At 71.1% G+C, this 20,910-nt stretch carries 18 protein-coding genes; 4 read left to right on the top strand and 14 right to left on the bottom strand.

Going from position 1 to position 20,910, the window contains the following annotated elements; translation table 11 throughout:
- Positions 1–4 precede the first annotated feature (4 nt).
- Positions 5–1,507 carry an MFS transporter gene (locus IEY79_RS25000; RefSeq protein WP_189109839.1) on the bottom strand — a complete coding sequence of 501 codons (1,503 nt, stop codon included), beginning with the start codon at positions 1,505–1,507 and terminating at the stop codon, positions 5–7.
- A 62-nt stretch (positions 1,508–1,569) separates the two neighbouring features.
- Here IEY79_RS25000 and IEY79_RS24995 point away from each other — a divergent pair, with 62 nt between their 5' ends.
- Positions 1,570–2,556 carry a helix-turn-helix transcriptional regulator gene (locus IEY79_RS24995; RefSeq protein WP_189109838.1) on the top strand — a complete coding sequence of 329 codons (987 nt, stop codon included), beginning with the start codon at positions 1,570–1,572 and terminating at the stop codon, positions 2,554–2,556.
- A gap of 76 nt (positions 2,557–2,632) precedes the next feature.
- Here IEY79_RS24995 and IEY79_RS24990 read toward each other — a convergent pair whose 3' ends face one another.
- From IEY79_RS24990 to IEY79_RS24965, 6 genes are all read right to left on the bottom strand, one after another.
- The gene (locus IEY79_RS24990) at positions 2,633–3,631 is read right to left on the bottom strand and encodes a sigma-70 family RNA polymerase sigma factor (RefSeq protein WP_189109837.1); all 999 of its coding nucleotides are present in this window, start codon (positions 3,629–3,631) and stop codon (positions 2,633–2,635) included.
- A 372-nt stretch (positions 3,632–4,003) separates the two neighbouring features.
- Positions 4,004–5,506 (bottom strand): glycoside hydrolase family 3 N-terminal domain-containing protein, encoded by a 1,503-nt coding sequence (locus IEY79_RS24985; protein ID WP_189109836.1) that lies wholly within the window; start codon positions 5,504–5,506, stop codon positions 4,004–4,006.
- On the bottom strand, positions 5,503–6,330 hold the full coding sequence (locus IEY79_RS24980) for a carbohydrate ABC transporter permease (RefSeq protein WP_189109835.1): 828 nt from the start codon (positions 6,328–6,330) through the stop codon (positions 5,503–5,505). The genes IEY79_RS24985 and IEY79_RS24980 overlap by 4 nt, the downstream gene beginning before the upstream one ends.
- Positions 6,327–7,274, bottom strand: a complete 948-nt coding sequence (locus IEY79_RS24975) for a carbohydrate ABC transporter permease (protein ID WP_308426692.1) — start codon at positions 7,272–7,274, stop codon at positions 6,327–6,329. The genes IEY79_RS24980 and IEY79_RS24975 overlap by 4 nt, the downstream gene beginning before the upstream one ends.
- Before the next feature lie 52 nt (positions 7,275–7,326).
- On the bottom strand, positions 7,327–8,616 hold the full coding sequence (locus IEY79_RS24970; RefSeq protein WP_189109834.1) for a sugar ABC transporter substrate-binding protein: 1,290 nt from the start codon (positions 8,614–8,616) through the stop codon (positions 7,327–7,329).
- Between the two features lie 180 nt (positions 8,617–8,796).
- Entirely contained in the window at positions 8,797–9,579 is a 783-nt protein-coding gene (locus IEY79_RS24965) for a dioxygenase family protein (RefSeq protein ID WP_189109833.1), read from the bottom strand.
- Positions 9,580–9,707: 128 nt separating this feature from the next.
- Between IEY79_RS24965 and IEY79_RS24960 the strand changes: the two genes are divergently transcribed.
- The gene (locus IEY79_RS24960) at positions 9,708–10,205 is read left to right on the top strand and encodes a MarR family winged helix-turn-helix transcriptional regulator (RefSeq protein ID WP_189109832.1); all 498 of its coding nucleotides are present in this window, start codon (positions 9,708–9,710) and stop codon (positions 10,203–10,205) included.
- 136 nt (positions 10,206–10,341) lie between these two features.
- Here IEY79_RS24960 and IEY79_RS24955 read toward each other — a convergent pair whose 3' ends face one another.
- Together IEY79_RS24955 and IEY79_RS24950 are read right to left on the bottom strand one after the other, a co-directional pair.
- A complete protein-coding gene (locus tag IEY79_RS24955; protein ID WP_189109831.1) occupies positions 10,342–11,889 on the bottom strand; it encodes an MFS transporter in 1,548 nt (515 codons plus the stop codon).
- Between the two features lie 234 nt (positions 11,890–12,123).
- The gene (locus IEY79_RS24950; protein WP_189109830.1) at positions 12,124–12,777 is read right to left on the bottom strand and encodes a TetR/AcrR family transcriptional regulator; all 654 of its coding nucleotides are present in this window, start codon (positions 12,775–12,777) and stop codon (positions 12,124–12,126) included.
- Between the two features lie 254 nt (positions 12,778–13,031).
- Between IEY79_RS24950 and IEY79_RS24945 the strand changes: the two genes are divergently transcribed.
- Positions 13,032–14,333: a M6 family metalloprotease domain-containing protein gene (locus IEY79_RS24945; RefSeq protein ID WP_229701101.1), complete on the top strand. Its 1,302-nt coding sequence runs from the start codon at positions 13,032–13,034 to the stop codon at positions 14,331–14,333.
- On the opposite strand, the gene IEY79_RS24940 is transcribed toward IEY79_RS24945, so the two are convergent.
- The gene (locus IEY79_RS24940; protein ID WP_229701100.1) at positions 14,306–15,340 is read right to left on the bottom strand and encodes an AMP-binding protein; all 1,035 of its coding nucleotides are present in this window, start codon (positions 15,338–15,340) and stop codon (positions 14,306–14,308) included. The two genes, IEY79_RS24945 and IEY79_RS24940, sit on opposite strands and share 28 nt — an antisense overlap.
- Positions 15,341–15,397: 57 nt before the next feature.
- On the opposite strand from IEY79_RS24940, the gene IEY79_RS24935 reads away from it, so the two are divergent.
- Complete coding sequence (locus tag IEY79_RS24935) at positions 15,398–16,024, top strand: phosphoribosylanthranilate isomerase (RefSeq protein ID WP_308426689.1); 627 nt, start codon at positions 15,398–15,400, stop codon at positions 16,022–16,024.
- On the opposite strand, the gene ppk2 is transcribed toward IEY79_RS24935, so the two are convergent.
- The 4 genes from ppk2 to IEY79_RS24915 form a co-directional block, all read right to left on the bottom strand.
- Positions 16,025–17,059, bottom strand: a complete 1,035-nt coding sequence (ppk2, locus tag IEY79_RS24930; protein WP_189109828.1) for a polyphosphate kinase 2 — start codon at positions 17,057–17,059, stop codon at positions 16,025–16,027.
- On the bottom strand, positions 17,046–17,252 hold the full coding sequence (locus tag IEY79_RS24925) for a hypothetical protein (protein ID WP_189109827.1): 207 nt from the start codon (positions 17,250–17,252) through the stop codon (positions 17,046–17,048). Before IEY79_RS24925 ends, ppk2 begins: the two co-directional genes overlap by 14 nt.
- A gap of 125 nt (positions 17,253–17,377) precedes the next feature.
- The gene (locus tag IEY79_RS24920) at positions 17,378–18,814 is read right to left on the bottom strand and encodes a nitrosuccinate lyase (protein WP_189109826.1); all 1,437 of its coding nucleotides are present in this window, start codon (positions 18,812–18,814) and stop codon (positions 17,378–17,380) included.
- Positions 18,815–18,853: 39 nt separating this feature from the next.
- On the bottom strand, positions 18,854–20,866 hold the full coding sequence (locus tag IEY79_RS24915) for an FAD/NAD(P)-binding protein (protein ID WP_189109825.1): 2,013 nt from the start codon (positions 20,864–20,866) through the stop codon (positions 18,854–18,856).
- Between the last annotated feature and the right edge of the window lie 44 nt (positions 20,867–20,910).

Raw genomic sequence — 20,910 nt, 5'->3', positions numbered from 1 at the left:
GGCCTCAGGCGACGAGCACCGGCTCCGCCGCCCGCCGCTTCGGGAGCGCGAACATCAGCAGGAAGATCCCCACCAGCACCGCCGCCACCCACCACAGCGCGTTCTGGAACCCGTCCGCGAAAGCCGTCGCCACCGCGTCCGGCGTCGTCGCGCGACGGTCGTCGATCACCCCGAAGAAGACCACCGACACCAGCCCCAGCCCCAGCGCGGTACCCATCTGCTGCACGGTGTTGATCAGCCCGGACGCCGAGCCCGAGTGCTCGCGCGGGACGTCCGACAGCACCGCGTCCGTCAGGGGCGCCACGATCAGTCCCATCCCCGCGCCCATCACGACCAGCGGCGGCAGCATCTGCCAGGACGTGATGTCCGATCCGTACTGCCCGGCCTCCCAGATGTAGATCAGCACGCCCACCGCCATCGTCAGCGCGCCGCACTGGAGGACCTTGCGGCCGAAGCGCGGGACGAGCTTCTGTACGGAGAGCCCCGCCGCCGTGGAGACGGCGATCGAGAACGGCAGCCCGGTCAGCCCGGCGTGCAGCGGGCTCCAGCCGAGGCCGATCTGCATGTAGAGCGTCCAGACGAGGAAGAAGACGCCCAGGGTGACACCGAAGGTGAGTTGTACGGCGATGCCCGCGGCGAAGCTCTTCACCTTGAACAGGGAGAGTTCCACCAGCGGCGACCCGTCCTTGCGGGTCTTCGCCTTCTCGTACGCCACGAACGCGGCGAACACCAGCACGCTGCCCGCCATGCACAGGTGCCCCCAGAGCGGCCAGCCGAGCTCGCGGCCCCGGGTGAGCGGGTAGATCAGCATCAGCAGCGCGCCGGTCACCAGGACGACGCCGACCACGTCGAGCCGCAGGGCCTTCGGCGCCTTGGACTCGGTGATGAACTTGCGGCCCAGGATCACGCCGGCGATGCCGACGGGCAGGTTGATCAGGAAGATCGGGCGCCATTCGAGCCCGAAGAGGTTCCACTGGGTGAGCAGCGCGCCGAGCAGCGGTCCCGAGACGGCGCCGAGGCCGACGATCGCGCCGAACATCCCGAAGACCTTGCCGCGTTCGTGCGCGGGGAAGGTGACGTGGATGATCGCCAGCACCTGAGGCACCATCATCGCGGCCATCGCGCCCTGGAGGAGCCGGGAGGCCACGAGCATCTCAGGGTTCGCGGCGAAGCCGCAGAGCGCGGAGGCGAGGGTGAAGCCGGTGATGCCGAGGAGGAAGAGCCGCTTGCGGCCGTAGATGTCGCCGAGCCTGCCGCCCGTGATCAGTCCGGCGGCGAAGGCCAGCGCGTAGCCCGCGGTGATCCACTGGATGGAGCCGAAGCTCGCGGAGAGGTCCCGCTCGATGCTGGGGATGGCGATATTGACGATGGTGACGTCGACCAGGTCCATGAAGGCCGCGGTCATGACCACGGCCAGCGCCAGCCAGCGCCGGCGGTCGCCGGGCCCGCCGGAAGAGGTCGTGGTGGTGTCGATGGCCGTATCGGCTACGGCGACTGGAGAAGTCATGCGAGAAAGCTATGCAGCATCTAGGCCAGGTCATGTCCTAGATGGCTGGCACTCTGGTTCGTATGACGGATACTCCGGCACGACTCCTGAATCTGCTGTCTCTTCTCCAGACACCGCGCGAGTGGCCGGGCAGCGAGCTGGCCGAGCGTCTCGACGTCAGCGCGCGCACGATCCGCCGGGACATCGACCGGCTTCGCGATCTCGGCTATCCGGTCGAGGCCACCAAGGGCGCGGTCGGCGGATACCGGCTGGTCGCGGGCGCGGCCATGCCGCCGCTGCTGCTGGACGACGAGGAGGCCGTGGCCATCGCGGTGGGGCTGCGGGCCGGCGCGGGGCATGCCATCGAGGGCGTCGAGGAGGCGTCCGTACGGGCGTTGGCGAAGCTGGAGCAGGTGCTGCCCTCCCGGCTTCGGCACCGGGTCTCCACGCTCCAGGCGGCGACGGTGCCGCTGCTCGTCCGGGGGGACGCCGCGAGTGTGGACCCGCGGACGCTGACGGTCATCGCCTCCGCGATCACCGGTACGGAGCGGCTGCGGTTCGGCTACCGCGCGAAGGACGGCGCGGAGACCAAGCGGCAGGTCGAGCCGTACCGCCTGGTGTCGACGGCCCGGCGCTGGTATCTCGTCGCGTACGACCTGGGGCGGGAGGACTGGCGTACGTTCCGCGTGGACCGGGTCGGCGATCCGTATCCGACGGGTGCCCGCTTCACGCCGCGTGAGCTGCCGACGGGCGACGCGGCGGAGTTCCTGACCAGCTCGATGGCGCGCGCGCAGCCGCAGGTGGAGGTGGACGTGACCTTCGCGGCGCCGGCGGAGTTCGTGGCGGCGCGGCTGCCCGCCTCGCTCGGGGTGGCGGAGCCGACCGGCCCGGACAGCTGCCGGATGCGGGGCCGCGCGGCGGACTCTCTGGAGTGGCTGGCGCTCCGACTGGCCCTGGTGGACTGCGAGTTCACCGTCCACGAACCGGCGCGGCTGGTCGAGCACGTCAGTGAGCTGGGTGGCCGTCTGACGCGCGCGGGGGGCTGTACGCGGAGCGCCGGGGAGAAGTGAGCCGGGTGGACGGGCGTACGTGAGGAGTCCCGGCACCCGGGGGGGGATGGGTGCCGGGACTCCGTCCGGCGGGGCCTCACGCCGCGGCGTCGAAGCCCACGTCGTGCGCCATCTTCTTCAGTTCGAGAAGGGCGTGCTTCTCGATCTGCCTGATCCGCTCACGGGTCAGGCCGTGCTGCTTGCCCACCTCGGTGAGCGTCCGCTCCCGGCCGTCCTCGATGCCGTACCGCATCTTGATGATGGAGGCCGTGCGGTGGTCGAGCTTGCCGATCAGCTCTTCCAGCTCCTCGCTGCGCAGCAGCGTGAGGACGGACTGCTCGGGCGAGACCGCCGAGGTGTCCTCCAGCAGATCGCCGAACTGGGTGTCGCCGTCGTCGTCCACCGACATGTTCAGACTGACCGGGTCACGGGCCCAGTCCAGGACGTCGGTGACCCGCGCGGCGTTCGAGCCGAGCTCGGCCGCCACCTCGGAGTGCTCCGGGTCGCGCCCGTGCTCACGGTTGAACTCGCGCTGCACCCTGCGGATGCGGCCGAGCTCCTCCACGAGGTGGACGGGCAGCCGGATCGTGCGTGACTGGTCCGCGATGGACCGGGTGATGGCCTGGCGGATCCACCATGTCGCGTAGGTGGAGAACTTGAATCCCTTGGCGTAGTCGAACTTCTCGACCGCTCGGACCAGGCCGGCGTTGCCTTCCTGGATCAGGTCGAGCAGGGGCAGTCCACTGCGCGGGTAGCGCCGGGCCACGGCGACGACGAGGCGGAGATTCGAGCGTATGAAGACGTCCTTCGCGCGCTCACCGGCGGCCACGAGGGCTTCCAGCTCCTCGCGCCCGGCACCGGCGCCCTCGCTCTCCACCGATCCGTCGAGGATCTGCTGTGCGTACACACCCGCTTCGATGGTCTGGGACAGCTCGACTTCCTTGGCGGCGTCGAGCAGAGGTGTACGCGCGATCTCGTCGAGGTACATGCCGACCAGGTCGCGGTCGGCGATCTCCCCGCCCACGGCGCGAACACTGCTTGCCGCTTTCGAACCACCCGTGGTGGTGGAACGACGGGCGACGGCACGGGTTGCCATGCGAGCTCCCTTACTGAGTCGGTCGCGACACCCTCCCGGGTGCCCTGCATCCGTTGGAAACAACGACTGGAATCCGGACAGAATTCCCAAGGCGTGCACTGATTTTTGTGATCATGCAGTACCCTGTCCCGCCACCGAGGGTGGTGTGTGCTGCAAAGCAGGGGCGGAGGCGCTGGTCAGAAGCTGACCTTCCACTTCTCACAACGTCGTCCGTGTCTGTTCTGTTACCCGGAAGACGGCACACATCGCGGAAAGGTTGCTCGGGATGTCCGTTCTGACCTCATTGCCGCGGGCCGACGCCGGGCGAACGCATGCCGAAGGCCCCGGACGGTTGCCGTCCGGGGCCTTCCGGGGCCGTCCCCGGACGGGAGATCAGCCGCCGTGCGGGGTGCCGCCCAGGAGGCGCTCCACGGCCGCCTGCGCGTTGACGCGGGCCGAGCCGTACGTCACCACCGTGTTGGCGGCCAGCGCGTCCACGGCGTGCGGCCAGCCGGTGAGGACGACGACGGCGTCCGGGCGGCGGGCGACCAGCTCCCGCAGGAGCGCGGTCTCCGCCTCGTCCCGGTGGGGCTCTCTGGCGAGGACGACCAGGGGGCGGCCCGCGGAGCCCTGGAGCGCGGTGTCCGCGCGGGCCGCGGTCGGTCCTTCGGCCGGTACGCCCGTGGTGGTCAGGCCGGGCATGGCCTCGGCGAGCAGCCGGTTGAGATGCGGTGCGCGGCTGCCGGACGCGTGGTTGACGCGCTGTCGCAGGTCGATCACGTACGGCGGCGAGCTGAGGGCCACATTGCCGCGTACCCGCAGTGCCTCGCGCGCCACGGCGAGTGGGAGCCCTTCCTCCTTGGGAGGCGGCGCCGTGTCGCGGGCCTGGCTGATCCACCCGGCCAGCTCGCGCGCCCGGCGGCCGGCGTCGGCGAGCCGGCCGGTGGGCAGCACACCGTCGGCCACGGCGTCGAGGAGGGCGTCACGCGCGGTCCGGTAGGCGGTCTCGGCGGCCTCCGGGCTCTCCGGGTTGCCCAGGCAGAGCAGATCGGCGCCGCCGAGCACCGCCTGGACGCAGGCGGGGCCGAAGCCCGGGTCGAGAAGGACGGCGCCCATGTCGAGCGCGTCCGTGACGACGGCGCCGGTGAAGCCCAGCTCCTCCCTTGCCAGCCGGGCGGCCTCGGGGTTCAGTGACGCCGGGGCATCGCCGAAGGGAAGGGCCCTGATGTGCCCGGTCATCAGACAGCGGCTGCCCGCCTCGATCGCGGCGGCGAACGGCACCAGGTCGCGCCGCCGCAACAGATCGAGATCGGCGTCCAGTTGGGGCACCCGCAGATGCGAGTCGACGGCGGTGTCGCCGTGCCCGGGGAAGTGTTTGGCGCAGGCCGCGACGCCCGCGGCCTGCATGCCCCTGACGTACGCGGCGGAGTGCCTGGCCACCAGGGCGGCGTCCGCGCCGAAGGCCCGTACGCCGATCACCGGGTTGTCCGGGTCGGCGTTGACGTCCACGTCGGGGGCGAGATTCAGCCCGATGCCCGCCGTGCGCAGGTCGTGGCCGATGGCGCGGGCGACCCGTTCGGTGATGTCGGTGTCGTCGACCTGGCCGAGGGCGCCGTTGCCCGGGTACGAGGAGCCGGTCGCCGCCTCCAGGCGGGTGACGTCGCCGCCCTCCTCGTCGCTCGCGACGATCAGGTCCGCGCGGCGGGCGAGCAGGGCGGCCGAGAGCGACGCGGCGGTCTTCGGGTCGGGCACGTTGTGCGCGAAGTACACGACGCCCGCGAGCCCGGCGTCGACGGCGTCGAGCAGCCACGGGGGCGGCACGGTGCCGTGGAAGCCGGGCAGCAGGACGGCGTTGACGAGCCGCGAGGCTCCGGTGCCGGCGGTCGCCGGGCTCATCCCTTGACCGCCCCGGCCGCGAGGCCGGAGGCCAGCCTGCGCTGCACGATGATGAAGAAGACCAGCACCGGCAGGGTGATGAGGGTGGAGCCGGCCATGACCGGACCCCAGGACGTGGAGTTCTCGCCGAAGAACTGGAACAGGCCCACGGCGGCCGTGTACTTGGAGCCGTCCTTCATGAAGGTGTACGCGAAGACGAACTCGTTCCACGCGGTGATGAAGGCGAACACGCTGGTGGCGACGAGCCCCGGCGCGACCAGCGGCAGCAGCACGGACCAGAACATCCGCGGCCACGAACAGCCGTCCAGATAGGCGGCCTCCTCGACCTCCTTGGGCACCGTCGCGACGAAGCCGCGCAGCGTCCAGATCGCGAACGGCAGCGACAGCGCGATGTAGACGACGGTCAGCCCGATGAGGCTGTTGAGCAGTTCGTAGTCCCGCATCTGGAGGAAGAGCGGGATGACGAGCGCCTCCAGCGGCACCATCTGCACGATCAGCACCATGATCAGTACCGAGGTACGGAACCGGAACCGGAAGCGCGCGACGGCCACGGCGGCGAACAGCGCCAGCAGCCCGGAGATCAGGATCGTGCCGAGCCCGACGAGCATCGAGTTGGTCAGGAACTGGCCGAAGTTGCCCCGGTCGAAGATGTAGCTGAAGTGCTCGCCGCTGATCCCGCTCGGCAGGACGTCGGCACCACGGGTGATCGCGTTCGGGTCGAGCGCGGTGCTGACCATCCAGTACACCGGGAACAGCGTGAAGACCAGCAGCGCGAACACCGCGACAGCGAGCCCGATCCGCCCGGCGGTCGTCGTGCGCGTCACAGCTCGTCACTCTCCTTGAAGAGGGTTCGGATGTAGACGATGGTGATCAGCAGCAGGAGCAGGGTCAGGAGTACGGCGGTGGCCGCTCCCGCGCCGTAGTCGTTCAGGGCGAACGCCTGCTGGTAGGACCACACGCCCAGGTTGAGGACCTCTTCGTTGCTGCCCGCGCCGCCCGGCATCAGATAGATCTGGGTGAAGACCTTGAAGTCCCAGATCGTCGACAGGATCGTGACGACGAGGAAGATCGGCTTGATGGTGGGCACGGTGATCTTCCAGAACCGCTGCCAGGCGTTCGCGCCGTCGATCATCCCCGCCTCGTACAGCTCTCTGGGGATGGTCAGCAGGCCCGCGAGGACGGTGATGGCGACGAACGGGAAGCCGTGGTGCACCACGTTGAGGGTGGCGATGGCGTAGAAGGACAGCCGCTCGGTGAACCAGTTCGTGGTCTCGGGGTCGATGAGCCCGAGCGAGCCGGCGAGCTGGCTCATCATTCCGTCGCCCGCCGAGAACAGCCAGACCCACACATAGGTGCCGGTGACGGCGGGCATCGCCCAGGCCGCCATGATCGCGGTGGAGCAGATGACCCGCCAGGTGGTGCCGAGCCGCTGGAGCAGCAGGGCGGCGAGGGTGCCGAGCGCGACGGTGAGGGCCACGCAGGCGACCGCGAAGAACGCGGTGTTGGGCAGGACGGTGCGCCACAGATCGCCGTCGCTCAGCAGGTCCTTGTAGTGGTCGAAGCCGGTGTACACACCGACGCCGCCGCCGAACTTCACCTCGTAGTCCTGGACGGACAGGATGCCGACCTTGACCAGCGGCCACAGCAACAGGCCCGCAAGCACCACGAGGGACGGCAGGAGCAGCAGCCAGGGGCGGGTGGTACGGCCGAGCTGCTTGCGGCGCAGCGTCGGGCTCGGCCGCCCGCCGCGTGGCCGCGACGACTTCACGGGGGAAGTCGTCGCGGCCACGTCGTCGTGCGCCGAGTCTTCGATGAGCGACTCAGGAGGCAAAGATCTTGTCCATCTCGTCGGCGGCCTGGTCCGCGGCCTCCTGCACGGTCTGCTTACCGGTGAGGATCGACTGGACCATCTTCGTGACGACCTGCGTGGCCTGGATCTGGCCGTACGCCGGGGTCTTCGGGACGGTCGCGCCGGCCTCGGTCATCTGCTTGGCGAAGGGGGCGACGAGCGGGTCGTTCTTCGCCTGGACCTCCTTGAGGAGGGAGTTCTGGCCGGGGAAGTAGTTCGTCTGCTCGGCCCACTTGGTGGCGAACTCGCCGGTGGTGACCATCTTGACGTACTCCCAGGCCAGGTCCTGGTTCTCGCCCTTGAAGGTGGAGAGGTAGGAGCCGCCGAGGAAGGACTTGCTCATGCCGCCGGTCTCACCCGGGATGGGCGCGGCCGCGAGCTTGCCCTCAAGGTCGGGGGCCGCCTGGACGAACGCCTTGGGCGTCCAGTTGCCGGAGAGGGTCATGGCGACCTTCCCCTTCTGGAAGTCGGTCGCCACCTCCTTCTCGGTCCAGGTGGTGACCTTGGCCGGGGACAGCTTGTCCTTCTTCGCGAGGTCGGTGTAGTACGTGATGCCCTTCACCGACTCCGGGGAGTTGATGCCGGACTTCCACTTACCGCCCTCCTCTATGGCCAGTTCGCCGCCGGCGCCCCAGACGAAGGGGGTCGCGAACATCTCCGCGCCGCCCGCGACCGGGAAGGGGATCATGCCCGGCTCCTTCTCCTTCAGGACCAGCGCGGTGTCGCGCAGTTCCTTCCAGTTGGTCGGGGCCTTGAGGTTGTGCTTCTCGAAGATGTCCTTGCGGTAGAGGAGACCGCGGACACCGGCGTACCAGGGCATGCCGTACTGCTTGCCGTCCAGCGTGCCCGCGTCGGCGAGACCCTCGACCAGGTCGTCGTTGAGCCCGGAGTCCTTCACCTTGTCGGTCACGTCCACGAGGCCGCCGGTCTCGGCGAACTGCGGGATCCAGGTGGTGCCGACCTCGGCGACGTCGGGGACCTGGCTCGGTCCGCCCTCGATCGCGGTGGTGAACTTCTTCTGCGCGGTGGCCCACTGCTGGTACTCGACCTTGACCGTGGCACCCGTCTTCTTCTTGAAGGCCGCGGCGACCTCGTTGAAGAAGGGCTTGGGGTCCGGGTTGGTCCCCTCCATGATCCACACGGTCAGGGTCTTGCCCTTGCCCGACGTTTCGCCGCCGTCCCCGCCCGAGTCCCCGCTGCCGCAGGCAGAGAGTCCGAGCGCCATGGTGACGACAAGGGCCCCGATGACATGTTTCCGCATGGCCGCTCCCTAACAGGATGTCTAGACCATCAGGAACGTACGGAGGCCGGAATGCCCGGTCAAGTGACATTGGCCGGGGGATGTCGAACCGTTGCCTATCTGAACCCGTCTGCCATTGGCCGGACCTCTGGCGGAGTACGGCACGTACACGGACGGGTCGGGCGGGGCGGACCTCGCGTATCAGCCGAACTGGAGCGAGCGCTTGGCGAGCCCCATCCAGAATCCGTCGATGACGTTCCGTACGCTCCCGAGCTCGTCCTCGGCCGCGCCGAGTGTCACGAACAGCGGTGCGAAGTGCTCGGTACGGGGATGGGCCAGCGCCCCGGCCGGTGACTTGTGGGTGAAGTCGAGCAGTGCGTCGACGTCCCGCGCGGCCAGCGCCTCCCGGCCCCAGTCGTCGAACTCGGCGGACCAGCCCGGCACTCCGTGGCCCGCATGGCGCAGCGCGGCCAGGTTGTGCGTGAAGAAGCCGCTGCCGACGATGAGGACTCCCTCGTCCCGCAGCGGGGCCAGTCTCCGGCCGATCGCGAGGAGTTGGCGGGGGTCGAGCGTCGGCATGGAGATCTGGAGGACGGGGATGTCGGCGCCGGGGAACATCTCGACGAGCGGGACGTACGCCCCGTGGTCGAGCCCCCGGTCGGGGACGCGCTGTACGGGGGTGCCGGGGCCGCGCAGCAGCTTCTCGACGGAGTCGGCGAGCGCGGGGGCGCCCGGGGCGGCGTACTTCACCCGGTAGTAGCGCTCGGGGAAGCCCCAGAAGTCGTACACCAGCGGCAGGGTCTCGGTGGCGCCGAGGGCGAGCGGCGCCTCCTCCCAGTGGGCTGAGACGATCAGGACCGCCCGGGGGCGCGGCAGGCCGGCGGACCAGTCGGCGAGCTGTCCGGGCCAGACCGGGTCGTCGGCGAGGGGCGGGGCACCGTGGGAGAGATAGAGGGCGGGCATGCGCTCCGCTGTGCTGGTCATGGCGTCTCCCTGCCGGTGGTGGTCCGGGCGGTCCGTTCGGACCGATCTGCTTGAACCTTAAAGCACTTACCGAGTGTGACCCTACGACTATCTAGTTCAACTTTCAAGAAGCACTTAGGGTGGGAGACATGGAGAGCGACGGACAGCCACGCTGGCTCAGCACCGAGGAGCAGGGCGTCTGGCAGGCGTACCTCCAGGCCACCACGTTGCTGGAGGACCATCTCGACCGCCAGTTGCAGCGCGACGCCGGGATGCCGCACATCTACTACGCCCTGCTCGTCCATCTGTCCCGGGCCCCGCACCGGCAGATGCGGATGACCCAGCTGGCGAAGAACGCCAAGATCACCCGGTCCCGGCTCTCGCACGCGATAGCCCGGCTGGAGAAGAGCGGCTGGGTGCGCCGCGAGGACTGCCCCTCCGACAAGCGCGGGCAGAACGCGATCCTGACGGACGGGGGCCAGGAGGTGCTGATGCGGTCGGCGCCCGGCCATGTCGCCGCCGTACGGCTGGCGATCTTCGACCGGCTCAGTCCGGAGCAGGTGACCCAGCTCGGGGAGATCATGCGGGTGATGGCGAAGGGGCTTCAGCCGGACGGTTCGGACGCGGATCTGCCCTGGCGCCGCTGAGGAACAGCGGCGCCAGGGCAGAGGCGGGACGAGCGGATCACGGGACCATCGGGTGCCGGACCCTCGGGTGCCGGACCCTCGGGTGCCCGTCCGGGGCCCGGACCGTCAGGCGCCGGGACCCCGCGGGCCGGGACCGTCAGTGCATGGCCACCGGGATCTTGACGTCTTCCGCCAGACCGTCGGCGCCCTCACCCTTGGCCACCTGGGTGCTCCCCGGACGGCCGGTGTTGATGAAGGTGAAGGCGATGCCGGCCGCGATGACCAAGATGCCGACCGCCCACCAGATGGCACTCGCGTAGCCGTGCACCATCGCCTGGAGCTCCAGGAGCTTCGGGTTGCCGGCGCCCGCCGAGTTGGCGGCGACGTACGCGGTGGTGGCGGAGGCGGCCACGGTGTTCAGCAGCGCCGTACCGATCGCGCCGCCGACCTGCTGCGAGGTGTTGACCATCGCCGAGGCGACGCCCGCGTCACGCGGCTCGATGCCGTGGGTCGCGAGGGACATGGCCGGCATGAAGGCCGTACCCATGCCGAGGCCGAGCAGCAGCAGCGCCGGCAGGATCAGGGCCGGGTACGAGCTGCCGATCTCCAGCTGCGTCAGCAGCAGCATGCCGGTCGCGCCGACCAGGAAGCCGGGGCCCATCAGCAGCCGCGGCGGGACGCGGGTCATCAGTCGGGCGCCGATCTGGGTGGAGCCCGTGATCATGCCCACGATCATCGGCAGGAAGGCGAAGCCGGTCTTGACCGGTGTGAAGCCCTTCACGACCTGGAGGTAGTAGGTCAGGAAGAGGAACAGACCGAACATGCCGATGATGGCCAGGCCCAGCGAGAGATAGACACCGCCGCGGTTGCGCTCCATCAGGACGCGCAGCGGCAGCAGCGGCGACTTCACCCGTGCCTCGACCGCGACGAACGTGGCGAGCAGCACGGCCGAGATGACGAACATGGCGATGGTCGTCGGGTCGGACCAGCCCTCGGACTCGGCGCGCGTGAAGCCGTACACCAGCGCCACCAGGCCCAGCGTGGACAGGAAGACACCGGGGATGTCGAGCGGCGAGCGGTTACGGCCGCCCGCGGGCTCCCGGATCACGAAGTAGGCGCCGGCGGCGGCCACGATCGCGAAGGGGATGTTGACGAAGAAGGTCCAGCGCCAGTCCAGGTACTCGGTGAGGAATCCGCCGAGGATCAGACCGACCGCGCCACCGCCACCGGCGATCGCACCGAATATGCCGAACGCCTTGGCGCGCTCCTTCGGGTCGCCGAACGTCACGGCGAGCAGGGAGAGCGCCGCGGGCGCGAGCAGGGCACCGAACGCGCCCTGGAGGGCACGCGAGCCGAGCAGCATGGCCTCGCTGGTCGCGGCGCCGCCGACGGCGGACGCGGCGGCGAAGCCGAGGAGACCGACGACAAAGGTGCGCTTACGGCCCCACAGGTCGGCGATGCGTCCGCCGAAGAGCAGCAGGCCACCGAAGGCCAGCGCGTAGGCGGTGATGACCCACTGGCGGTTGCCGTCCGATATGCCCAGGTCCTGCTGGGCGGAGGGCAGCGCGATATTCACGATGGTCGCGTCGAGCACGACCATCAGCTGGGCCAGGGCGATGAACACCAGGGCTCTCCAGCGCTTGGGATCGGGGACCGACTCGGGGACCTTGGGGTCCGGGAGCCGGCTCTCGGCAGTTTTTGACATGGGTGTGGCCGCCTATGCGTACGAAGAGGTCATAACGGGCGCGGGGACGCACTGGTCGGCCCCATGCGCGGGTTACGGGTTACTGGTTCGTGGAATCCGGCCCGCCCGATCGCGGTCGCCGGTGTACGTGGTCGTCAAAAGTGGTGAGTGGTCCTCGGGCACGAGCGGCCCTCGGAGCGTGCTTGGGCTACGTGGTCGACAGAAGTTCTTGGTCCGGGGGCGCGGCACACGTCGTCATCGACGGTGGCGCAGATCCTCCAGAGTCGCCGCCGCACCCGGCAGCCGGGAGCGCGCGGGCGCTTCCAGACCGTCCAGGAACAGCTGTAGATGCCGGTGCGTGAAGCGGTCGATGTTCAGACAGCCGGTACCGGGCAGCGGACGGGTGAGCTGGGAGAGAGCGACCATCAGGTCACCGACCGCGACGTCGGTGCGCAGCCTGCCGGTCGCGCGCGCCTTCTCCATGAGGCCTTCGACGGCCGCTTCGAGGCGCTCGCGTTCCGCGTGCAGATGAGGGAGGTCTCCGTTGAAGCTGCCGGAGAGGAGCGGGCACAGGGCACCGATCCGCTCGTCGGCCGCCGCGTGGACGAAGCGGCTGAGCGCCTCGAACGCGTCGGTCTCCTCGGCCGCCGCCCGCTCCGCCTGGTCCGCGGTGCGCGCCATGACGGAGTGCACCACCTCCAGTATCAGCGTGGAGCGGTCGGGGAAGTGACGGTAGAGCGTCGCGTTGCCGACGCCTGCGCGGCGAGCGATCTCGTCGAGCGGCACGTCCGGGCCCGACTCCACGAGGATTTCCCGGGCCGCCGCCACAATGCGCTCCCTGTTGCGCAGCGCGTCCGCGCGCGGACGCGGAACGCGGCGCGTGTCGGATTCGGTGGCAACGGCGGTCACGACGGGGTCCTTCCCTCGGTCACACAAGTGGGGAACGCATCCCCGTTTCCTTGACACGAATGCAAACGGGGAAGCCGTCCCCGGTTATTTCGCCAGATCCTGTGAGCTGGGTCACAGGATCCGGGCCAGCCGGCCGCCGGTCCGGAAAACCCCACGATCGGCGCACCCAGCGAGCGCCGACACGCCGACCGACGCAGGGTGATCGAACGGAGAGCAGTCAGGTAGGACGACTGCCGCTGACCCGAAGGCGGCCGATGAAGCACTCCCGCCGGATACGTGAGACAGCAGCTCGCGGCAGCCACGCCCGACCCGGCCGGCTCGGCACACTCGCCGCGCTCGCCACCCTGACCCTCGCCGCTCTCACCACCGCCAGCGCGACTCTCCCGCTGCCGACGCGGGCCTCCGCCGGGCCGGTCTCCACCTCGCACGACGCCACGCTCGTGCCGTGCCGTATCGCCTCCGCGGTCGGGGTCCAGATGTCCGAGGGCGTGCCCACCCCCGCCGGCTACACCCGCTCCACCGGTACGGTCCGCGCGCTCAACCTGATGGTCGACTTCTCCGACGCGGAGGGTTCCGGAAGCGCCGCCGACCGGCTCGCGGAGTTCTTCCCGCAGACCTCGCGGTGGTTCCGCACCAGCTCCTACGGACGGCTCGACTACCGGCCCGAGGCCCCGCTGAAGGACTGGCTGCGGATGCCGCTGCCGTTCGCCGACTACGGGATAGAGCGCGGCGCCCCTTACGAACCCGGCTACCGGCGTCTCGTCCAGGACATCGTGCGGGAGGCCGACCCCGAGGTCGACTTCAGCGAGTACGACCTGGTCAACATCCTCGTCACCCCCAACGCCGGCCCCTCGGCCCTCGACACCGTCCTGTCCGTGACGTTCTCCGGCAACGGCGAGGCCCCCAAGGCGGACGGTGTCCCCCTCGCCAACACGTCCTTCGTCTACAGCCGCCAGGACGACGGCTCGGGGTCGTACGCGCGGACCGGCTACCGCGTCCTGCCGCACGAGAACGGCCATGTCTTCGGCCTTCCCGACCTCTACACCCTGGACGGCGGCGGCGCGGTCGGGCACTGGGACATCATGTCCGAGGACTGGGGGGCCAACAACGACCTGCTGGGCTGGCACAAGTGGAAGCTCGGCTGGCTCGACAACAAGCAGATCAGCTGCGCGTCCGCCCCCGGCCGCAGCGAGCACGACCTCACCCCGCTGGCCACCGAGGGCGGTCACAAGCTGGCGTTCGTGCCGCTCTCCGAGGACTCCGGGTACGCGATCGAGGTCCGCACCCGCGCGGGCAACGACGAGGCCGTCTGCAAGCCGGGCGTGCTGGTCTACCGGGTCGAGTCCGACATCGACACCGGCCGCGGCCCGGTGACCGTCTCCGACAGCGAGGAGCGCAGCGGCGGCTGTACACGGCGCCCCAACGTGCACGCGGAGCTGTCGGACGCGCCGTACGGGCCGGGCGAGACGTTCCGGGACCGGGAGGGCGGCATCAGCGTCGCGGTGGTCGGAAAGGCGGGGAAGGACGGCTACCGGGTCCGGATCAGCCGGTCCTGACCCAGCCGTCGGCGGTGAACGCCTCGGCGGTGGCCCGCTCTTCGCGCCAGTAGGCGTACGGGAGCGACTGGCCGCGCAGCCACACCTCCCCGGTGTCCGGGGACACGCGTGACTCGACGGCGGGCGTCCCGGCGTACGCGGGTTCCGGCGCGTCCGGTCCGTCCGCCCGCGCTTCCCCCCGCCGGTGCGTCCAGGACCAGCGCGCCGCCCGCCGCCATCGCGCCGTACGCCTCGAAGAGCGCGGCCTGCCCGGAGAAGGGGCGCGTCAGCCGTCCGACGGGTGCCGGGCCCAGCCCCGGCAGCTCCCCGCGTCCGAGCGCGTCCGCAGCGACGCGGTAGCGGGCGTCCATCGCGGCGCCCGCCTGTGCGAGCTGGGTGGAGACGGCGCCTCTGAGGGGTTCCGCCGGTGACACGTAGCGGATGGTGGCGTCGGACTCCGCGCGGATCTCGATGTCGGGCGGGGCCGCGTACGGATCGGGGGCGGGCAGGTCCTCGTACCGCTCGGTGAGCGCTCCCTCGGCCTCCCCCGGGCCGAAGACCACCACACGCGCCCGCTCGCGCTCCGCCCACCCCGTGACGGCGGGCAGCCGCTCGCCGTCCACGAGCAGCACGCGGGGCGCGCAGTGGTCCAGTGCGCGGCCCACCTCGTCCCCCGCCCATCGGGCATCGAGCGGTACGGCGACGAGCCCGGCGAGCTGTGTGGCCCAGAAGGCCGTCTGCCAGTCCGGTCGGTCGCCCATCACGACGGCGGCCCGGTCGCCCGGCCGCAGGCCGTGGATGTCCAGGAATCGGTTCGCCAGCATCGTCGCGGCGGCGAAGAACTCACCGTACGCAAGGAGGCGGGATCCGTCGCCGCCTACAAGGAAGGGCCGCTCCCCGTAGGCCCACGTCGTCTCCACGAACTCCCGCAGGGTGCGCGGGCCGTCCGCGTACATCAGCGAGCCGTTCTCGGCGCGTTTGACCTCGAAAGGCGCCCCGGGGGCGGTCAGGGCGGCGGTGTCCGGCAACGTACGTCTCGCTTTCTTCGTACTCTCGGGTTGAGTCCATCGAGCGAGGAGCTCCTGTTGCACAACTTGTACGTCAAGGTCTGCGGGCTGCGGAAGCCCGCCGAGGTCGAGGCCGCCGTGGCCGGCGGTGCCTCCGCCGTCGGATTCATCCTGACCACGAGCCCCCGGCGGCTGGCGGCCGCCGAGGCCCGCCCGCTCACCGCGCTCGTGCCCCCCGGTGTCGCCAAGGTCGCGGTCTTCCGCGGCGAGCCGCTGGAGGAGGTGCGCCGGGCGGCGGCCGAGGCGGGCGCGGACACGGTCCAACTGCACGGCGGCGAAGCGCCCGAGGCGTTCGCCGCGCTGCGCGCCGACGGCTTCCGCCTCATCCGCGCCACCTCGCCGCGCTCGGGCGATCCGCTGGCCACGGGCGCGTACGGCGAGGACATGCTGATCATCGACTCGCCGCGGCCGGGCTCCGGCGAGCGCTGGTCGCCGGAATCGCTCCCCGAGCCGCCGAGGGGCTCCTGGATCCTGTCCGGCGGCCTCTCGCCGGACAACGTGGTCGACGCCGTGGCCGCGCTGCGGCCGTGGGGTGTCGACGTGTCGAGCGGGGTGGAGAGCAGCCGGGGCGTGAAGGACGTCGGGCTGATCGAGAAGTTCCTCGCCGCTGTCGGCGCTCCGGGAGGACTCGACAGGACCCGGTGATCAGCCCTCGGGCTCGCCCTTCCCCTTCGGCTTCCGCTCCGGGTCCGGGCCGGGCGGCGGCCGCTCGTCCACCGGGTGGTCGCCCGGCCCGTGCATACGGGCCGCGAGCGGGGTCGGGGACAGGTCCGTCCTCTCCTCGCCCGCCTCGAGCAGGGTGTCGGCAGGGCCCACGATGAGCGGGTCGGGCACGCCGAGGACCGTCTCGTCCTTCTTGTCGTAGTCCATCCGCCACAGCAGGCTGCGCATGGCCTCCAGCCGCCCACGCTTCTTGTCGTTGTTCTTGACCACGCTCCAGGGCGCGTGGGAGGTGTCGGTGGCGCGGAACATGTCGACCTTCGCCGTGGTGTACGCGTCCCAGAGGTCGAGCGACGCCAGGTCGGTGGGCGAGAGCTTCCACTGCCGTACGGGATCGATCTGACGGATCGCGAAGCGTGTGCGCTGCTCGTCGTGCGAGACCGAGAACCAGAACTTCACGAGCAGGACGCCGTCGTCGGTGAGCATCCGCTCGAACTGGGGCGCCTGGTGCAGGAAGTGCTCGTACTCGTCCTCCGTACAGAAGCCCATCACCCGCTCGACACCGGCCCGGTTGTACCAGGAGCGGTCGAAGAAGACGATCTCCCCGGCGGACGGCAGATGCGCCACATACCGCTGGAAGTACCACTGCCCCGCTTCTCGCTCGGTGGGCTTCTCCAGGGCCACCACGCGGGCGCCACGCGGGTTGAGCCGCTCGGTGAACCGCTGGATGGTGCCGCCCTTGCCCGCCGCGTCCCGGCCCTCGCAGACCACCACCACGCGCTGGCCGGTCTCCTTCACCCAGCGCTGGAACTTGAGCAGTTCGATCTGGAGCGTGCGCTTGGTCCGCTCGTACTCGCGGCGGCGCATCTTCTTCGCGTACGGGTAGTTCTGCCGCCATGTCTGTATGGGGCGGCCGGACTTGTCGAGCAGGACGGGCTGCTCGGGGTTCCGGTCGTCGACGGTCAGCCCGTCGAGCAGGACACTCGCCTCGGAGTCCTCGTCCTTCTCATCCACCGGCATGCGGGCGCCCTCCCCGGTAGGCGCCGCTGTCCGTGGCGGGAGCGCCGTCGAACTCGGCGTCGTCCTCCAGGGGCGGAAGGTCGACGGTGTAGTGCGCCTCCAGAAAGAGGTCGCTGTGCTGCGGACGCGAAACGGACTCATCTGCGGCGGGAAGAGGCGCGGTTCGGACGATACGACGCTGAGAGCTCTGCATCCAAGACCATCCAGTGGAGGGAGTCGTACGGGCCGCGCGGCCCATTGCCGGGCGACGGGCTCATCCTTACATAGGGCTCGATCTTGACAAGCGAGCGCAAATGCCTGGTGGGCTCCCCGACCGGCTCAGCCCGTCGGCAGATCGCGGTCGAGGCCCCGATGACGCGCCAGGACGCGGTCCACCAAGTGGCCTGCCGCCCCCGTGTAGTGCGCCGGGTCGCAGAGCTTCCTGAGGTCTTCGGCCGAGCGGCGGCCGGCCAGGGCGGGGGCCTCGGCCAGGACGTCCGCGAGATGGCGGCCGGTGGTCGCCGCCTCCGCCGAGACGCGGGCAAGCAGCGTCTTCGCCTCGGCCCGGCCGAGTCGCACCGACAGCTGGGCGGCGAGCCGTTCGGAGACGACCAGACCTCCGGTCAGGTCCAGATCGGCCCGCATCCGGTCCTGATGGACGGTCAGGCCCTCGGTCAGTTCGGCGGCGGTGTGCGCGGCGCCGCCGGCCAGCCGCAGACAGTCGCGCAGCGGGGGCCATTCGGCGTGCCAGGCGCCGGCGGGCCGTTCGTCGTCGTGGACGGACGCCTGCATGAGGGTGCCGACGAGGGAGGGCACCTGGTAGGCGGCGGAGCGGATCAGCGCCGAGAGCGCGGGGTTGCGTTTGTGCGGCATGGCGGAGGACGTGCCGCGGCCCTCGGCGGCCGGTTCCGCCAGTTCGCCCGACTCGGTGCGGGAGAGGAGCTGGACGTCGGCCGCGATACCGCCGAGCGCGCCCGTCAGCAGGGCGAGCGCCGCGCCCAGGTCGGCGACGGGCGTACGGACGGTGTGCCAGGGCACGAGGGGTTCGGTCAGGCCCAGTTCGGCGGCGAGCGCGGCGGGCAGCTCCCGGATGTACCGCCGGCCGCCGTCGTCGGCGGCGTGCGGCACATGCAGGAGGGCGTACTCCAGATATCCGGCCATCGTGCCCGCCGCGCCGCCGAGTTGGACCGGCAGGCCCTCGCCGCGCACCCTGCGCAGCCGGTCGCGCGCGTCGAGTACGCCCTGGAGCCAGCCCGCCGCCTTGAGGCCGAAGGTGGTCGGCACGGCGTGCTGCCCCAGGGTGCGGGCCGCCATGGGGGTGTCGCGGTGCCGGGCGGCGAGGCGGGCCAGCGCGTCGGCGGTGCGGTCGAGGTCGGCCAGCACGAGGTCCAGGGTGCGCGCGGCGACCAGCATGAGGCCGGTGTCGAGGATGTCCTGGCTGGTGGACCCCTGGTGGACGCTGTGCGCGGCCTCGGCGTCCTCGGCGGCGACCAGCGCGGTGAGCCGCCGTACGAGCGGCACGACCGGGTTGGCGGCGCCACGGGCCTGGACCGCCAGGTCGTACAGGTCGAAGTTCTCGGCCCGCGCGGTCTCCCCGATGACACGGGCGGCGGACTCGGGTACGGCCCCGAGCCGCGCCTGGACCCGGGCCAGGGCGGCTTCGGTGTCGAGCATGGCCTGGAGGCACGCGGCGTCGGTGGTGGCCGCCTCGGCCGGGGTGCCGGCCCGGACCGGCGAGAAGAGCCCGGTGTCGGCGGCGGACTGAGTGCTCGTCATATCTGATTCCTCGTCAGCTGGTGCTCGACAGCGATGACTTCAGGTGGTCCGGGATCGCTGGGGGTCCTGGACGGGCGGCCGTGGCCGGCCGGCGGGCGGCAGGGCCAGGACGGCCAGGGAGATCGCGTCGGAGTCCCCCAACGTAACGGAGTTCACACCGGGCCGGACACCGGCGGCCGTCGCCCAGTGCACGGATTCGGTCGGCACGCCGTAGGCGAAGCGCCGGGGATGCGCACGGCCCTCGGCGTCCACGAGCCGGTACGGCCGGGGGGTGACGGCGAGGCCGCCGGTCTCGTACGCGCCGGATCGCGGGTCGGCTATCGCGTACGGGCGGCACTGCCCGGTCGCCAGCAGGTCCGTCAGCAGCGGGTCGGTCGTCCGGCGCAGGTCGGGCTCGGGCAGCCGGGCCTCGACCAGGGTGGTGACCGTCGTCAGCGAGCCCGGTACGGCGGGCGCCTCGACGGTGAAGACGCCCCGGTCCGGGTCGGTGCCGACGCGCATGCCCGGGCCGAGTACGGCCAGTACCCCGGCCTCGATCAGCGCGATCATCTGCTCGATCCGCGCCGCCGGCGGACCGATGGAGAGGAAGGCGTTGAGCGGGGTGTACCAGCGCTCCAGGTCGTCGCGGTGCGAACGGCCGGTGAGTCCGCCGTGGTCCACCACCAGCCGGATCTCGTTGCGCAGGTCCCGCAGCACGTCGAGGGCGGCCTTGAGCGGGCCGTCGACGTTGCCCGCCTCGGACTCGGCGAGGTCCCCGCGCAGGATGTCCAGCAGCCAGTCCCGGTAGTCCGCCACACCCCGGAAGCCCTGGTCGGCGTGGGGCCCCGCGAGATGCTTCCAGTCCCAGTGGGCGTCGGGCTCGATGCCGTACGCGTCGAGCAGGTCGGACTCCTCGGCCGACCCCCAGGCCGGTCCCAGATAGCGGGCGGCGAACCGGTCGGCCTCGCGTCCGCCCACGCGCCGCGCGAGCAGCGCCGTGTAGTAGACGGTCTCGACCTCCTTGGCGATCAGCGGCCACAGGTCGCGGCCGAAGTCGAGGCCGCCACCGAGCCGGGCGGCCGTGCGCAGCCGCTCCAGCACGGCCGGAGTGAGGACCCGCGGGATGTGCCGGCCGTGCGCCCCCTTCTGGTTGCGGCCGCGCGAGTGGTACGGGATACCGCGCCGGGAGGCGGCGTACAGGCGCGGTTCGCGTCCCGAGGGGCCGTAGACGAGCCGGCCGCCCCGGCGGGTGTAGGTGCCGCCGCGGCCCAGCGTGAACAGGGTGAGATGGTCGAAGAAGTTGAGTCCGAGTCCGCGCAGGGCGACGGCCTCGCCCGGCCGGACGGCGGACAGATCGATGTCGGCGGGGTTGGCGGGCGGTACGTAGGTCAGGGCGTGCGCCCTCGCGAAGTCGGCCAGTTCGCGTGTCCCGGGTCCGCCGCGGACCGGGAGATGGCCCTGGGCGAGGACGACCGCGTCCAGGTTCTCGATCCGGGAGCCGTCGGCGAGGCTCACGCTCTGCGGCCCGTCCGACCCGTCCGGCCCGCCCAGGCGGTCCGGGCCGCCCTCCAGCCGTACGGCCCGGCCGCGGTGGACGACGACCCGCACTCGCGGCGGCGCGGTGCGCACGACATGGCGCAGGACCCACTCCAGGTAGTGGCCGTAGAAGGCGCGCGTCGGGTAGGAGTCCGGGGTGAGGTCGCGGGCCTCGGCGAGGACCTGGTCGTCGTACGCCGCCTCCCCGGGCCCCGCGGCCCCACCCCCGCCGGGCGCCGGTGCCAGCCGGGCCGCCCATTCGAACAGGCTTGGCCCCGGGGCGAGTTCGCCGTCGATCTCCACGCTCGCGTCGGTGAACAGCGTCACCTGCGAGGCGACGGTGTTCATCAGCAGATGGTGGGACTGGTCGGTGCGCCACACCCCGCCGGCGCCGGCTCGGTGCGGATCCACCACGTGCACCACGAGGGTGGAGCCGGCCGGCCGGCGACGGCGTGCGTTGACGCAGAGCCGCTCCAGGACCGAGAGGCCACGAGGTCCGCCGCCGACGATGCAGACCTCCAGATGTCCGTCACTCACGTATGTCTCCGTCTCCCGTTGGACTGAGGACTCAGCGATCTCAG

The sequence above is a fragment of the Streptomyces camponoticapitis genome (genome assembly GCF_014646115.1).
GTDB classification, from domain to species: Bacteria; Actinomycetota; Actinomycetes; order Streptomycetales; family Streptomycetaceae; genus Streptomyces; species Streptomyces camponoticapitis.
This window is presented reverse-complemented; position numbering and strand designations above follow the sequence as displayed.